This is a genomic window from Chryseobacterium sp. MEBOG07, from assembly GCF_021869745.1.
GTDB lineage: Bacteria > Bacteroidota > Bacteroidia > Flavobacteriales > Weeksellaceae > Chryseobacterium > Chryseobacterium viscerum.
In genome coordinates, this window is record NZ_CP084579.1 from 2,138,903 (window position 1) to 2,153,701 (window position 14,799).

Sequence of the window (14,799 nt, forward strand, 5' to 3'; positions counted from 1 at the left end):
TGATTAATAAAGTCTTTTTGCTGTTTTGTAGGATTTGTAGGGAGAAACAGAATCAAAATATAGGCTAGTCAACTTTAAACAACCAAAAATGAAAGAATTTAAAATCGAAAAAATAGAATTTACAGAAACCATTAAAATAAATCAATGCAAGGTTTCAATCTTATGGAAAGATAATAAAGACAGGCAAACAGCCAGGACCCGGAAAGAATCTTTTGATATAGTATCTAAAAAAGTCAGGGAAACAATTAATGAGCTTGAAAGCTGGGGAATCTATCCTGACGAATTTACATTTTCAATAACAATAAAAAACTAACTATGATTCTAACAAGAAACGGAAACAAAAGGAGATTGAGCCAGCTTTTGTATAGTCATTTTCCACAGCATAGAATGAGAATAGAGCTTTTTTTGGTGCAGGAGGTAGCTTCTTTTATTTGCCAGAACCAAAATATTCTATTCTTAATGATTTAGATGATGATGTTACCAATTTATATTTGGTTGTTAAGCAATCGCCTGAAAAGCTTAAGGAAGAAATCTTAAAGGTTCCAATATCAGAATCTTTATTGAAGTATTACAAAAGGAATTTAGAATCAGATCCGGTTCAAAAAGCAGTGAGGTTTTTACTTCTGTCAAACTTTAGTTACCTGGGAAAAGGAGATACTTTGAGAGTAGGTTTGGATAATGCAAAGAAAACAATACTCAAAAATATTGATCATACTTTCCTGAAACTTCAAAACTGTAAGATCCTAAATAAAGATTTTAGAGAGGTATTACCTACTATTTCTTTTACCAAGGGGCTAAATGATAAAGAAAACTGTTTTATTTATCTGGATCCGGTATACCATGAAACCGAACATTGGTACAAAGTACCTAATTGGAAAAAATCTGACACGTTAGACTGTCTTGATTTACTTAATAGTTGTGGAATTAAGGCTGCAATGTCAGAGTTCAGTAGCGACTTTGTAATTAATGCAGCGACCGAAAGAAATCTAAATATTATCTATCTGAAGGAGCGTAGGAACATAAAAAATACCAGAACTGAAATTTTAATAACAAACTATTCTGAATCACAATTAAAGATAGATTTTAACCTTAAAAATTAAATATATGCAATGTAACGATTTAAACATTTTAGCAATAGGCAATTGGAATGTATGTGATTTTCAAAATCCTGAATCACTTTTAAGTAAGATTAGAATGAGTCCAGTTTATAGTATTGGAAAATTAGTTACAGAAGAGGAGATAAAAGCTCTTTCAGAAACTAAAATACCACCATCAGAGGCATTGCTTACGGAAGTTAGAAAAACAGTGTCTTACTACGAGAATTTAGGTAAGTCAAGGAGGTGGATCCGTCGATATGTTAAGAGAAAATTTAACATCGTAGAGTATTAAGCTGAACGAATAAAAAAAAATAGATATCATGAAACTAATGTCAATGCTAAATTTTGTTATAAAGTACAGTATGCCTCAGACGTGTGGGGAATCAGAGAGTGAATCTTTATTAATGTATTCATTTTGGGGTAGGGTTAATAACTATGCAGCTTTTCTTAAGGAACCTACAAAATTAGGAATGTTTGTTCCAACTGATGAAATGGGTAATATTTTAGAGAGACCTGGTTATTACTCCTCCTTTCTTGATAATTCTTATTTAAATCATCCTGGACTAATAAATTATGAAAATTGTATTGCTTATCAAAAAGCAGAAAGTAAGTTGTTGTTTAAAGGTTACAGATGTTTAGGTCTTGCAACAATTGTACTTCACGACTGTGAAACCATAGAAGATATTGCAAATAAATACTATGATGTAGAATTAACAGAAACAGCAGTAAATTACATATTATGACACCATTTCCAAAACATACAACAGTACCGGATCCAGAAACAGAAAGAAAAATTTCTGCTGATCATTGGCACGCTCAGGCCCATACCGACAATATAAAAGATGACGGTTCCGGCAATGATAGTTTTTCAATAAATATTTCCGGAGAGACTATTTTACCACCAAGTGTATACAAAATAGTTCCTACTTTCAAAGTCCTTTTCTTCATTCCTCCTATAATATAGTTTTGTCCGTGAATACTAACAGTATGCACGGAACAAACAATTTTTTCAATGAACCAATTATGATAGATCAGTCATTTTTAATGTCTGTTATGTCACAATTGGTTCTTGGTTTTAAAAACCAATCTTTCCAAACAAGGGAAAAAATCAACGAATCATATTTTAATAATATCAATAGACAGATGTCAACATTTGCTGACAATGGTATAAATCAATACCCAGTTGTTGTTGATATTATTGGGCCTATTATAAAGTATTCTGATTGGTGGTATACCGGAACACAAACAATTCTGCAGGTAATGAAAGAATTAGAGAATGATGAGCGTGTTTCCGGTATTCTACTCAATATTGATTCCGGTGGTGGAATGGGTGATGGAACCAGGGAGTTAGCAAATTATATTTCAACGATGAAAACACCGACTATTGGATATTCCAATGGTTTGGTATGTTCAGCAGCCCTTTATCTTTTTGGGGCTTGTAAATATCGCGTGTTAAATACTCATGCAAGTTGGGCGGGTTCTTTAGGAACTTATATTCCAGTTGCTGATATGAGTGGTATCCTAATCAAATTGGGAGCATCTATGAAAGATATTTATGCCCCTACAAGCTCGTTGAAAAATAACGCCTGGCGTGAATGGGTAGATAACCAAAACGAAAAACCATTTGAGGAAATGGCACAATCATTCAATTCTGAGTTTATCAATGATATGAGAGGTTTTTATGGTGAGAATCTAAAAGATGATGGTAAAGTATACAAAGGAGAGCTTTACCGGCCTAATGAGGCTCTTAAAATTGGTTTGTGTGATGAATTACTAACCAAAGAACAAGCATTACAATTATTTTAAAATGAAATATCCAAAATTAACAGCCCTATTAGGCTTACAAACAATCACTATTCAATCCGGTTTATTTGGTGCTAATGCACATACAAGATTGGATGAAGAGCAGCTCCAAAAATTGGAAGATCAGCTTTCTATTCATGGAGGTGATGCCGAACTTCAGACAAAGTTTGATGCACTACAAAAAAGTTTCAACACGCTTAAGGGAGAAAAAGATGGTTTGCAAAGTGCCGTTACCCAGGCTTTAGAATTAAACAGCCTTACTGCTGATCTGCAAGAGAATGCAACAAGTGTTCAAGCAATAGAACTTTTAGGAACTAAGTGTAAAGAATATGGAGCTTCCAATAATCGACACAATTTCCCTAAAAACGATGGAAAAGATAAAAATGATGTAGATCCCGATCCGAGTGAAAATTATCAGCATAATAAAATTTTATCTGATAGAAGCAAATTCCCAACTTTAAAATAATTTAAAATGTTTGAAATAGACGAAATTAGATCGGAATTGGTTTCTTATGTAAATCAAAACCCTCAAGCCTTTCAGGCAGCTTTATTGTCTGAATCAATTTTTTTAAGCAAATATGCTAAAAGGCTTACCAAAATTAATGGTGAATATCCATCAGTTGTAGCATTAATGGGAAATGTGGTTCAAGCTTTTTATTCTAAGAAGTTTACACCTTTTACGGATGTTACATTCAAAAAGAAAGATTTAAGATCATACCGTCAAAAAGTAGATTTTTTATTAGATCCAGCGGAAATTCTGGGAACCATTTACGCTTATAAATTTGAAGAAGGAAAAGACCCTAAAGATAAGCTGATCACTAAAGAAACTATGGATATGGTTATCGCTAAAATCATTGATGATTTAGATTTCCTACATATTCAAGGGGTATATGATGCGAGTAAGGTAGGAATTGACAATCCTGTTTTCGGTTTTTCAATGGATGGTATTCAAACCACTTTAACTAAAATTTTAGCAGATGTTCAATCTCCTGCATATCTTATTCCGGGTAACGCTGTGACTGCTAATAATATTTTAGGTGAAATTAATTCATTTGAAAAAAAGCTACCTGCAAAGTCTAAAATGAAAGTTAAACAGATTTTTACTTCACTTGAAGATAAGGAAGAGTACGAAGAGGCGTATGATGATACTTATAAAAATACTCCTTCTTTCAATTCTGCTGATATTACCAAAACAAGGCTCGGAAAAAGAGAAATTGTCGGTGTTCCTGGATTAGATAAAGGAACTATTTTCGCAACAATTGATAACAATTTACTTGAATTGGTAGATGTTGTTGAAAATCCGGGTTACATTTCTGGAATTCAGGTTCAGGACAGGAGTATTAAGCTTATGTCTGAATTTTCTCTGAATTATGACTTTGCTATCAATCAATATTTGTATGTACATACAGCGGATGCTACTAAAAAGATTGGATTGAATAATGCAGCTCAAAATAAATTATTCTATCAAAACGAAAGTAAAATTGCTTCATAATTATTACAATGAAAGAAACAAAAACAAAGGTCACTCCTCTTAATGAGGAGCAGCCTACAACAGAGAATAAACAGCCTGAAAATATTCAATCTGATAAAATTGAAGGTTCGGAGGATTTAACTGAAAAAATACAATCTGATTTAGAGTTGATAGAATTTTCTATTGAAGAGCGTGAAAGTGATGTTGAAGAGCGAGAATCGGCTGTTGAGGAAAGGGAAAATTCCGTTGAAGAGCGTGAAAATGAGGTAGCAAAAAGAGAATCAGCTGTAAATGTTCGTGAGAAAGCTGTTGAAAAAAGAGAAAATTCGCTTAAAGAATCGAAATCGGATGAAATGCTTCCGGGCTTGGAATTTGAGTTTCAAGGTGAAAAAAAGAAATTCAAAGATTCGGCTCCCAAATTAATCCGTTATGAAGGAGAGGCGATGACACAACAACAAATTATTAATAATGAAGATGCTTTACTTGATCTTGTATCTTCTAATTCAGGTTACATCCAAAATTTATAAGCAATGGCAGATCCAATTTTAGACGAATGCATAAAAAAAATACTCATGCAAAACCTTACCAGTTGTGGTGATGGTGAGGAAGTTGCAGGTTTAGCAACTACATTGTATTACATTCCCAAAGATCATATGGGAACATTTACAAAGCCTCCTAAAATTCCCAAATCTTATGAAGAGGCAGCAACAATCCCTTCAGCAGGTTTAGTACCATTGACAGGCTATGGATGGAAAAAAATAGATATTCTTGTTGATAAAAATAAGCTTACAAACTTATTTGTCGGAACAAAGGGGAATATGAAAATAAAAGTTGATCTTGATATTTTTGTGAAAGGTTTCAAGAAAAAAACGGTAGGATTCCAAATTGTTCATGTAAATACCCCAATGATTTATGCTATTCCAGATTCCACAGGGCAGTTGTGGGTTATCGGAAATAAAGAAAACGGAACTTACTTTGTCTCTTCAGAAAACACTTCAGGAGATACTGGTGAGTCTGACAGTGGAATAACTGGAAAACTTTCAGCAAACACTACTGTTTATGCTTATGACGGGGATATAACATTACTACCTGATACACCTATAGTAACATAATATGAAAGAAATTATCATATTAGCAGTACCAAAAGGTTCTATTATCAGAAAAGGTGATGGATCTACAGTAGTTCTTAACGACGTTCCTGAAAATGCATTAGAGCTTATCGAAGCAGGCGCAACTTATTTAATGCTTAAAAAAGAAGCCAAAGACCAGCTTAAAAGACTTTCTAATGAAAGACTGCAGAATATCATTAAAGTAAGAAAGGCACAAAACTTAATACATGATGTATCTGTGTTGGAACTGGCTTTAGCGGAAAAAATGGCAGGTAAAAATAAAGATGCAGAACCTCTGAAAGAAAAATCTTAGTAATAAATAATTATAAAATAAAACTCTCTTCTTTAGAGAGTTTTTTTCATATGGATAGAAAAACTCACAAAGAATTATTAAGTAAATATTTTAGCCTTGGAGGTGACCAGGTCATGATGAAAAAACTATCATCATTTAGTCTTGTAAATCATTCCAAGTTAAAATATTTGATAAAGCAATTTGATGTCCAGAGTACTGAAGAAAAAAAAGAAATTGAATCTGATAAATCTGAGTCGGAACCAGAAATAAAAATTATAATCCAGAAAAGGGAAAGTAAATTTTCAGATCTTATTTCGAATTATCCTCAAGAGCTCCATCCTGTTTTTAAAAGTAGATATGATCATTGGCTATCTGCCTGTTCTCTTAAGCAACAGCTCAACTCGGTTGATAGATTGGATGAAATAACAGCATTAAAAATTCAATGGGAAATCCTGGGAAATATTGAAGCTATGGAAGACTGTCAAAGGGCTTTAGACTATTATCAGGACCACAAACGTATTTTACCAATAAAAACCAATAAAAACTTTTCCGGTCTTACTGCTATTGAGCTTTTAAAGACAAGGAATAATTTGAGATCAAATATTACAAAACGTATCAAAACATTAAACCAAATGGAATCCAATCTTCCCGAAATAGGAGATAAAGAATATAATCTGAAATTACATCTGGTCAACCGGAAAAGAGAAAAGCTGCAGGAGTATATTAATCAGGTTACAGAACTTGATAAATTGATAAACCAGCATTAAAAAAGCACTCATAATTGAGTGCTTCTATTTATTCCCATTCCACAGGAACTTTAACATTTTTTTTATACAGGAACTTTAAAAAATTTATGTCGTCCGTATATGATGAATCACCACTTCCAGCTAACGCTTCATAATCTCGTAAAACCTGCAATTCTTCCTGATCGTATTTGCTTGTATGATAGTTTAATACATAAATGCATAGTGTTAACAAAAGTGACTTAAAAGTTTTGTGATTTTGTGAATCATAATACCCAGCAAAATAAATTGGGAATTCTGGTTGTCCCCAAATACTTTTTACAGTATCCTCGAATCTCATTGCTATATCCATAGTTATAATTTTTTGTTAAATATATGAGATTTTTTGAAATATGCTCTAATCTTTTTTTTGTCCTTTTAATAGCCTTTTTCTGGGGCTATTTTCGTTTTATGGAACTTGTAAGCTTTACTAAAAATAATCTCCTCCAACGTCTTAAAAACAATTATATAGACGAAAATTTCATGCTTGAACCTGCTGATTTTGAAAAGAAAAAACTTTTTGAAAAAATTTGGGCATTAAGGGTAAATAATAAATATCACCAGAATGATATCATAGGAATTCTTATGCGGGCAAAGGATAGAGGCGGTGAGGGATTATCAAGAACTACCGCTTATCGATTTTATCAGATTTCGATGCAATTATTTGGCGATTTGGATAAAGTAGATTCAGCTGCAGAAATAGCAGTGGCAAGATCTGTCTTTTATGATTTATATATCACTGCGAAAAAGAAAGGAGATCTTAAGACGGCTAATAAAGCGTACGAAAACTACTGTAAGTATATTCCGGAAGACAAAGGTAATGAAGTTGATCCTAAGAAACTTGAAGCATCTATATACAGGCAAATCTTACCTCCAGCAGTTAAGAAAATGTTTAGGAAGGCTGCCGAACGTGGAGTTGTTGACTTAATGTTTTTAGGAGCTGAGGATGTAGAATTCCAAGAAATAGAAAATCCGGAAGATGATGAGTAGTTTTTCACAGTATCAGATGCCTATTGTTGATGTTCCGCTTAATCTGATGCAAATGGCGGTCGTAGATGCTATTAAGGCAGGTGTTCCAGAGATTGATGTAGAAGCAGCAAGGGGATCTGGTAAATCAACCGTTATTGGTAAAAAGATTCAAACCAACGTTAAAGAGATGGCAATGTCCACCGGTGTTATTGTTGGGGAAACCTTTGTTCAGATTAAGACTAGAACATTACCATCTACAAAAGAGGGATTAAAAATGTTTGGCCTTTACGAAGATATTGATTATGTTGTGGGATCCAGTGGCAAGAAATTAGGATTTGAAATGCCTTTTTCCAAACCGGATAGTTGGAATAATGTGATTCATTTCCGGAATGGGACTGTAGCAAATTTTGTGTCACTGGATAATCCTGATTCCGGCCGTGGTCTGAATGCTTCATGGGTAGTAGGAGACGAGGCGGCCCTGTTGGATTATACGAGGCTTTTCAATAACGTTTTAACTACAAATAGAACTGTAAAATCAGAGTTTAAGAATGCCAAATCATTAAACTCCACTATGTTCGTTTCTTCCGTTGCCATGACAAGGAAGGGCGAATGGTTTACAAATAGAGAAAAGTTAAGTCTTAAAAAAACTAATAAGTACCGATTTATAAAGGCTAATTCCTTTGTAAATGCTCACAATCTCAGAAAGGGCTGGATTCAGGACATGAGGACAGAGGCATTATCACAGATGATGTTTGAAGCCGAAATAATGAATATAAGACCTCGTGGGGTTGTAGATGGCTTCTATCCTCAATTAAAGCTTAAACATTATTATGATTCTAAGGATGATTTTAAATTATTGGGTGGGGTTACTGAAGGCTTTACTCCCTCATGTAAATATGATACAGATTTGGTGCGTAATGTACCGCTTGACTTTAATATTGATTTTGGAGGTAAAATAAACTGTGGAACTGTATCACAACATCTGAAATCTACGAATACTTTAAACTTCATTAAAGAATTTTTTGCTAAGGCAGCTGATCAGGAAAAGTTAAGTGATCTGGTCAAAAAGTTTATTGATTACTATGAGCCTCACAAATCATCTTGTAATATTGTTCATTTATATCATGACCGTTCAGGGTATAAGGAAGAAGCAAACAGTAAGACAACACTTGCTGAAGATGTAGAGAATCAGTTGAGGGCTGCAGGATGGAAAGTTATTAACAAGACACCTAATACAAATAATCCTAGCCACATTCTAAAGTATAGACTCATTGAAACAATTCTTAGTGAAACTGACTTTACATTACCTACAGTAAGAATCAATGCTGATAGATGTCCTAACCTAATCGTTTCTATGGAGAATGCAGAAGTTACCCACAAAGATGGTTTTGAGAAGGATAAGAGTAGCGAGCGTTCTAAGACAATTCCCCAGGAACACGCCACCCACTTCTCAGACACATTTGATTACAGATTGTTCTGGGGCTTCGCCTCTGCTATAGACCCTTCCTATCGATCATCATACATTATTACCAACTTATAAAGATAAGGCCCCGGAGGGGCCTTTTTTTATGCCCATTTGCGGGGTCTGCTCATATTTCAGTCAGCTGAAAAACGGCAATTGTAGTTTTAAATAAGGCGGCTGTGGGGCTCTCTTTCAAAAAATGGGACTTTATGCTTTTTGGATTGGGTTAATGGTCATGTTTTCAATTGGTTGGTTTTTTATTTGTGGGATTCGCCCTGCTATTTTTGCAATTTTAGTGCTGTCCTTTTGCTATGCAGTATCAATTCTGACATTTGAAACGTGGAAAAAACAATGTTTTTAAGTGATGCTCTCAAAATAATGAAGAGTCTGGACGAAAATAAAAATCCAATTCTTTTTGATATTGAAATAAGGACTGGTAATAGGTATAACAAAACCGGAGGGAGATATGTTATTCATATGAATGCTGAACTTTTGCAACCCCCTAAAAGAAAAGGAGTCAAAAGGTTGTCAGATCCTACACCGTTTAAAAATCCTAATCACTTTAAAAATCATACAAGAAATATAAAAGTTGCTGGGGATATTATAACCATTAATATTTTTTTCATTATCCGGCTTAACGGAATATTAGTCATTTTATAGATATGAAAAAGCCTAAACAGCCCTTATTAAGGTGTATTAGACAAGGTGTGGGTACATTCTGTAAGAAATGTAATTCCACTGCTTCCAAAAAAGGATTTTTAGGATTATTTGGTTCAAGAACTTGTGATAATTCTAAATGTAAAAATTCAAAAGAACCATTTTATAAATTATGAAAAGTAGAATTTCAGAAGGTATTTGGTCCATTGGTGACAACAAAGCAGCAGTGATATTCAATGCTGTAAAAGGTATGCCACAGCATTCACAACCAAAACAAGTAAAATCCAATGGAGATTCTGATGTTTGTGTCTGGGGTGATAACAATTTATATCCAATAGAGTTTGAAAGAAAACTAAAAAAATCAGGTACAGCGATTGGAGGTTTGGAAGTTCTGACTTCTGCGCACTATGGAACTGGTTTTTCTTTATTTGAAGAAATTGATACTGATTCTGGTACCGATTTTAAAAAAGTTAGATTGACTAAATATCCGGAAATTCATGAGTTTTTTAGGAGGACAAAATATAACTTATTTAATCTGGGTATCATTAAAGATTTTGAATCTTATCGATGGACAACTCCAGAGTTTCTTTTGAGTCCGGATTTTTCTAAAATTATTTCCGTCAAAAGGCAGCCAGTTGCAAAAAGCAGGTTTCAAGTCCCGAATGAACAATCAGGGCTTATTGATAATATTATTGTCAACAATAATTGGGAATCTCGGAAAAAAGAGAATGACATTCTTATACCTGCATTTGATCAGATGTTTTCTGTTGAAGAAATAAAAGAAGAATGTAAGAGAAGAAAGATTCACAACTTTACAATTCCTGCAATGGATGTTTTAAGTATTGAGAATGTTTACCCTTCTGTAGGTTGGCACTCTTCGTTTAAAAACGGATGGATGGATGTTGTGTTGGCTATTCCAGAATTTAAAAAATTTATGTTTGAAAATCAGCTTAATTTTAAGTATTTGATACATTTAGCTGATGATTATTTTGCACATATTTACCAGGATGCCTGGATTGATTTTACCGATGAAGAAAAGGAGAGCAAAAGAAAAGAACTCGTTGATAAAATTGACTCTAAAATAGCAGGAAATAAAGGGGCAGGAACTTCAATCATTTCTCCATTTTTCCGTGATAAAAATAGCGGTGAGCTAATCAAAGGAGTACAGATAGAAACAATTAAACAAGATCAATCTAATGGAGATTTTCTTGTGGATGCATCCGCCGGAAACTCAGAAATTTTATTTCCGATGGGGGTTGATCCTTGTTTACTTGGTGCTGGAATTCCGGGTGGAAAAAATCTTTCTGGATCCGGATCTGACAAACGGGAAGCATACACCATCCTGTGTTCAAGATTACCGGCTAAACATGCAGTGACCTTGGAAATATTTCTAACTATCCGTGATTGGAATGGATGGGATCCTAATTTGATTGGGAAATTCCCAAATATTCAGTTAACTACACTTGACAAAAATCCAACCGGACAAACCTCCGTACCGCTATAAGTGACAAATTATTTTTTTTCAAAAAAAAGTATTAAAAATGCAACATACATTAACACAGGAAGATTTTAAAGAATATGTTGGTCTTCCAAAAAATTTCGGTCTTGATGTCATCAACCCACATCAAGAAACAGCATTTAGGAAAAAAATATTTCCCTACATATCCAGTGATTTTTTATCTGAACTTAGAAACTCATCTAAAGAAAGTGAGGAATTTATTTCGACTCTTATTTATAAAGCTGCTGCATGCTACTCCGTAGTAATTGCAATACCATTTATTAAATCTAAAATTAAAAGTTGGGGGATTGTCACAAGTGAAGGAGATAAAACAAAACCAGCTGATTGGTGGGATATTCGTGATATGGCTTTAACACTTGTTAAAATAGCAGATGAATGTTTATCAGATGCTTTGACAGAAATTTCAAAAGATCCTGATTTGAAATCTAAATGTGATTTTTATAAGCATTATTCATATGGTCCAATCCCGAACCCTGAAGAATTCAATAAGATTTATTCAATTAACAAATCAATGGATATGTATATTCTTATGGTCCCATTGATGCAGAGAGTTTGGCTATTTTCTATTTCAAGTAAAATTAAAGGCTGTACATTGGAAGAGGTTGAAAAAGAGCCTGTTTTATCTACTTTACTAAAGGAAAGTTTAGTCTATTATTCTTTAGGAAATGCTTTAAGTCTCTCTCAATTTACATTCATTTCTTCCGGAGTTGTATTTCAATATGAAGAACTTCCGTGGCAAAAGTCAGTTTTGGTGTCAGATCAGGAAAAATTAAGATTAAAACACTCATTTCTAAATATTGCTACAGACTCTTTTTCCAAAATTTTAGAATACATAAAAGAAAACAAAGAAGACTTTCCATGCTACCAAGAAAATAGTAAAAAAGTCGGAAGAGAAATCATTGAGAGAAAATCAGGTTTGTACATGTAATGTCCTTTTAACAGCTTTATAATGAACATACTTTCGCTTAAATATAAAAATATTTAAGATGCGTCATATTTTTTCCTCCGTACCAGGAGATCCGGGTTCATTAGTATTTCAATTTAATGGACAATTTGCTTTAAAAAATTACAATGTTGAAATAATCAACGGAAATCGTCTAAAAGTAACATCAGCACAAAATGAATTGTTTTCATTATTAGAAGTTGATGTTACAGAAGTTGAAATCAATGGAATTATTTATAATGATGCAGGTTCTGCTCAAATAGCGCTTCAGTCTTTAGTTTTTAGTGAAGAAATTCCAGTAGTATTGTCAGCAAATGATAGAGCTGCAATAATGGCCGGTTACAAAGGAAGTATTAATAAATCTACTCCTACACCGTCCAAAGAAGGTTTTTATTTATGTGAAGAATCTGGTGTTTATCCCCATATAAATAATCTGGAGGCTTTAGATCATTTTGTGAGCTTTTTTACTTTTGATGGTTCTACCTGGTCAGTAGCAAAGATTGAAATTCCAGGAGGAAATGTAGCTGATCATTTTGATCCAACAAATTCAACCGAAGCACAAGGGGGTAAACAGATAGCAAATAGATATGATCATCTATTGAAAATTAGTGATGGTTTTTTTGAAAAAGTGATTCCAGATCATGAAACGGCTGTTACTATTGGGGCTACATCTGCAATTTTTGGAGGAAAATTTTTGCAGCCTGATAATGCTTTACAAAATAATGGACAATATCCAAATATAGGAGTAGTTCATAATTTCCCTATAGAAGAACTTACTTACAGACTGGAAGTTCAGGGGATGATTAATATCGGTAATAATAATTTACCGGCTATTTTGGGTATTAAAAAAGACAATTCTATTATCACCTTGTTAAATTATGCCGATGCTGATTTTACCGGATTACATAAATTTAATACAGCAGATTTAAAAGCTGTATCTATTCAGGTTGTTGATGGTGCTTTTCCAACAATACAATTATATCAATATGAAAAACAATGGTTTGATGCTAGGAAATATTCAGATGATAGGTTTGCAACTATTGATTTTTGTTTGAATCCTGTTGATCAAAAATGGAGTGATTTATCTATTCCACAGCCAGATGAGCACGCAGGTGCATTTTTAAATACATCATGGCAGCAATATCCTGTTTCAGGACTAAACAATGGAGAGATTCTACTGTCAAATATGCCAGCTGATATTGATCAGATCCAGATTGAGGGAGTTGCTTTTAATATCGCTGGTGCTGGTATTTTATGGCTTGGAGCTATAAATACAAAGACAGGTTTAAAAGTTCAATTACTCAAAGGTAGTCATGAGCCTGGAGTTTATACGTTCCCTGTTGAAAGAGAAAAGTATGACAAATATGTATATTCAAGAATTCCAGGTGACCAAAAATTTAAAATAAGAACTACAACTAAGCTTCCAATTAAAAAAGACAGTGTAAAAGATTATATAGACAATCATATTTCCAGTGGTTCCATTATTTCTAATGAAAAAAAAGCTCAAATAAAACGTCCTACAAAATTATTGCGTTTAGATTTTACAACCCCGGATTCTTTACCTGTAGATAAAACTACAAAAGCTTCAGGAGTAGTCTTAATTTCTGATATGGAAGGATTAGGACTTAAGAAATTTGCAACTATAGAAGTGCAAGGATCATCTTCTGCTATTTATCCAAAAAAGAACTGGACCATTGCTCTTTTTAACAACGAGTCTAAAACAGACGAATTTAAATTAAGGGTAGGGAATTGGGTGGAACACTCAGAGTTTGTTTTTAAATCCAATTGGATTGATGCTACTCATGCACGTAACCTTATTTCAAATAAGATATGGGAAGACATTGTGCAAAGCAGAACCGACTTTCCTAAGCGAGAAAATGAGGTTGCATACATTGAAGGTAACACTACGCAATTAGGTCGATTTGATAGTGGCGCATTAACTCACGTTGATGGAGTTCCCGCTGAACTTTATATCAATGGTACTTTTTATGGTATAGGAAACTTCAATATAGGAAAGAAGAGAGATAATTACGATCTCAAATCTTCAAATCAAAATCATATCCAGATAGCTGCAGAAGATCATGCAAGCTTTTACAGTTATGTCCCCGCACAATGGGAGATCCGGAACCCAAAAACCCCCGATGCCGATTTTCAGACAAAAATTAACGCATGGTTTGCGTCTAATTTACTTTCAGGGTCAGCATTTAAAGCCAATTTTGAAACAAATCATAATCTTAGAAACGCAATTGATGTTTATTTATTGGCCGAGTTTATAATGTCGGTTGACATGTTTGACAAAAATTTGATTGTGACATCCTGGGATGGTGTGAAATTTTACTTTCTTCCTTATGATATGGATACAACTTTTGGGTTACGCTGGGATGGAAGTGCTTTTGATGGCTGGTCTGCATCAATTCGTTCGGCAAGTTTCTGGCAGAAGTTTTACAATGCTTATTCTGTAGAAATTAAGGCTCGTTATGCAGATTTAAAATCAAAAGGAGTATTTACGCTAAATAACGTCTACAAACATGCTGACCTGATCAATAAAACATTCGGTTTAAATTCCTTTACAAAAGAACAGGCTAAATGGCCAGACGTACCATCTAATAGTATTATATACACTGGGTATAATCAAATATATGATTGGACTAAAAACAGAATAGCATGGTTAGATTCTCAATACTCATAAAATTTA

The 14,799-nt window shown here is 33.7% G+C and carries 19 protein-coding genes; 18 read left to right on the forward strand and 1 reads right to left on the reverse strand.

The features are described 5' to 3' along the window. The first annotated feature begins 88 nt into the window (after nucleotides 1-88). The 12 genes from LF886_RS09690 (at nucleotide 89) to LF886_RS09745 (ending at nucleotide 6,539) form a co-directional block, all read left to right on the forward strand. Nucleotides 89-313: a hypothetical protein gene (locus LF886_RS09690; protein WP_236853907.1), complete on the forward strand. Its 225-nt coding sequence runs from the start codon at nucleotides 89-91 to the stop codon at nucleotides 311-313. A gap of 118 nt (nucleotides 314-431) precedes the next feature. After that, nucleotides 432-1,100, forward strand: a complete 669-nt coding sequence (locus LF886_RS09695) for a DNA adenine methylase (RefSeq protein ID WP_236853908.1) — start codon at nucleotides 432-434, stop codon at nucleotides 1,098-1,100. A gap of 4 nt (nucleotides 1,101-1,104) precedes the next feature. Beyond that, nucleotides 1,105-1,389, forward strand: a complete 285-nt coding sequence (locus LF886_RS09700) for a hypothetical protein (RefSeq protein WP_236853909.1) — start codon at nucleotides 1,105-1,107, stop codon at nucleotides 1,387-1,389. 28 nt (nucleotides 1,390-1,417) lie between these two features. Continuing rightward, on the forward strand, nucleotides 1,418-1,840 hold the full coding sequence (locus LF886_RS09705) for a hypothetical protein (RefSeq protein ID WP_236853910.1): 423 nt from the start codon (nucleotides 1,418-1,420) through the stop codon (nucleotides 1,838-1,840). Then, nucleotides 1,837-2,061, forward strand: a complete 225-nt coding sequence (locus LF886_RS09710) for a hypothetical protein (protein ID WP_236853911.1) — start codon at nucleotides 1,837-1,839, stop codon at nucleotides 2,059-2,061. The genes LF886_RS09705 and LF886_RS09710 overlap by 4 nt, the downstream gene beginning before the upstream one ends. 23 nt (nucleotides 2,062-2,084) lie before the next feature. Then, complete coding sequence (locus LF886_RS09715) at nucleotides 2,085-2,903, forward strand: hypothetical protein (protein ID WP_236853912.1); 819 nt, start codon at nucleotides 2,085-2,087, stop codon at nucleotides 2,901-2,903. Nucleotide 2,904: 1 nt separating this feature from the next. After that, the gene (locus LF886_RS09720) at nucleotides 2,905-3,366 is read left to right on the forward strand and encodes a hypothetical protein (protein ID WP_236853913.1); all 462 of its coding nucleotides are present in this window, start codon (nucleotides 2,905-2,907) and stop codon (nucleotides 3,364-3,366) included. Nucleotides 3,367-3,372: 6 nt separating this feature from the next. Further along, nucleotides 3,373-4,392, forward strand: a complete 1,020-nt coding sequence (locus LF886_RS09725; protein WP_236853914.1) for a hypothetical protein — start codon at nucleotides 3,373-3,375, stop codon at nucleotides 4,390-4,392. A gap of 8 nt (nucleotides 4,393-4,400) precedes the next feature. After that, on the forward strand, nucleotides 4,401-4,898 hold the full coding sequence (locus LF886_RS09730; RefSeq protein ID WP_236853915.1) for a hypothetical protein: 498 nt from the start codon (nucleotides 4,401-4,403) through the stop codon (nucleotides 4,896-4,898). A 3-nt stretch (nucleotides 4,899-4,901) separates the two neighbouring features. Further along, the gene (locus LF886_RS09735) at nucleotides 4,902-5,483 is read left to right on the forward strand and encodes a hypothetical protein (RefSeq protein ID WP_236853916.1); all 582 of its coding nucleotides are present in this window, start codon (nucleotides 4,902-4,904) and stop codon (nucleotides 5,481-5,483) included. A 1-nt stretch (nucleotide 5,484) separates the two neighbouring features. Continuing rightward, nucleotides 5,485-5,793 carry a hypothetical protein gene (locus tag LF886_RS09740; RefSeq protein WP_236853917.1) on the forward strand — a complete coding sequence of 103 codons (309 nt, stop codon included), beginning with the start codon at nucleotides 5,485-5,487 and terminating at the stop codon, nucleotides 5,791-5,793. Between the two features lie 50 nt (nucleotides 5,794-5,843). Further along, nucleotides 5,844-6,539 (forward strand): hypothetical protein, encoded by a 696-nt coding sequence (locus LF886_RS09745; protein WP_236853918.1) that lies wholly within the window; start codon nucleotides 5,844-5,846, stop codon nucleotides 6,537-6,539. Between the two features lie 28 nt (nucleotides 6,540-6,567). Here LF886_RS09745 and LF886_RS09750 read toward each other — a convergent pair whose 3' ends face one another. After that, a complete protein-coding gene (locus LF886_RS09750; RefSeq protein ID WP_236853919.1) occupies nucleotides 6,568-6,867 on the reverse strand; it encodes a hypothetical protein in 300 nt (99 codons plus the stop codon). Nucleotides 6,868-6,890: 23 nt separating this feature from the next. Between LF886_RS09750 and LF886_RS09755 the strand changes: the two genes are divergently transcribed. The 6 genes from LF886_RS09755 to LF886_RS09780 all read left to right on the forward strand — a co-directional run bounded on the left by LF886_RS09755 (nucleotide 6,891) and on the right by LF886_RS09780 (nucleotide 14,793). After that, the gene (locus LF886_RS09755) at nucleotides 6,891-7,544 is read left to right on the forward strand and encodes a hypothetical protein (RefSeq protein WP_236853920.1); all 654 of its coding nucleotides are present in this window, start codon (nucleotides 6,891-6,893) and stop codon (nucleotides 7,542-7,544) included. Then, complete coding sequence (locus LF886_RS09760; RefSeq protein WP_236853921.1) at nucleotides 7,537-9,063, forward strand: hypothetical protein; 1,527 nt, start codon at nucleotides 7,537-7,539, stop codon at nucleotides 9,061-9,063. Before LF886_RS09755 ends, LF886_RS09760 begins: the two co-directional genes overlap by 8 nt. 273 nt (nucleotides 9,064-9,336) lie before the next feature. Beyond that, nucleotides 9,337-9,645, forward strand: coding sequence for a hypothetical protein (locus tag LF886_RS09765; RefSeq protein ID WP_236853922.1), 309 nt, complete (start codon nucleotides 9,337-9,339; stop codon nucleotides 9,643-9,645). 169 nt (nucleotides 9,646-9,814) lie between these two features. Beyond that, nucleotides 9,815-11,146 (forward strand): hypothetical protein, encoded by a 1,332-nt coding sequence (locus tag LF886_RS09770; RefSeq protein ID WP_236853923.1) that lies wholly within the window; start codon nucleotides 9,815-9,817, stop codon nucleotides 11,144-11,146. 37 nt (nucleotides 11,147-11,183) lie between these two features. Next, nucleotides 11,184-12,089 carry a DUF6712 family protein gene (locus LF886_RS09775; protein WP_236853924.1) on the forward strand — a complete coding sequence of 302 codons (906 nt, stop codon included), beginning with the start codon at nucleotides 11,184-11,186 and terminating at the stop codon, nucleotides 12,087-12,089. Nucleotides 12,090-12,147: 58 nt separating this feature from the next. Beyond that, nucleotides 12,148-14,793 (forward strand): CotH kinase family protein, encoded by a 2,646-nt coding sequence (locus LF886_RS09780; protein ID WP_236853925.1) that lies wholly within the window; start codon nucleotides 12,148-12,150, stop codon nucleotides 14,791-14,793. Nucleotides 14,794-14,799 lie beyond the last annotated feature (6 nt).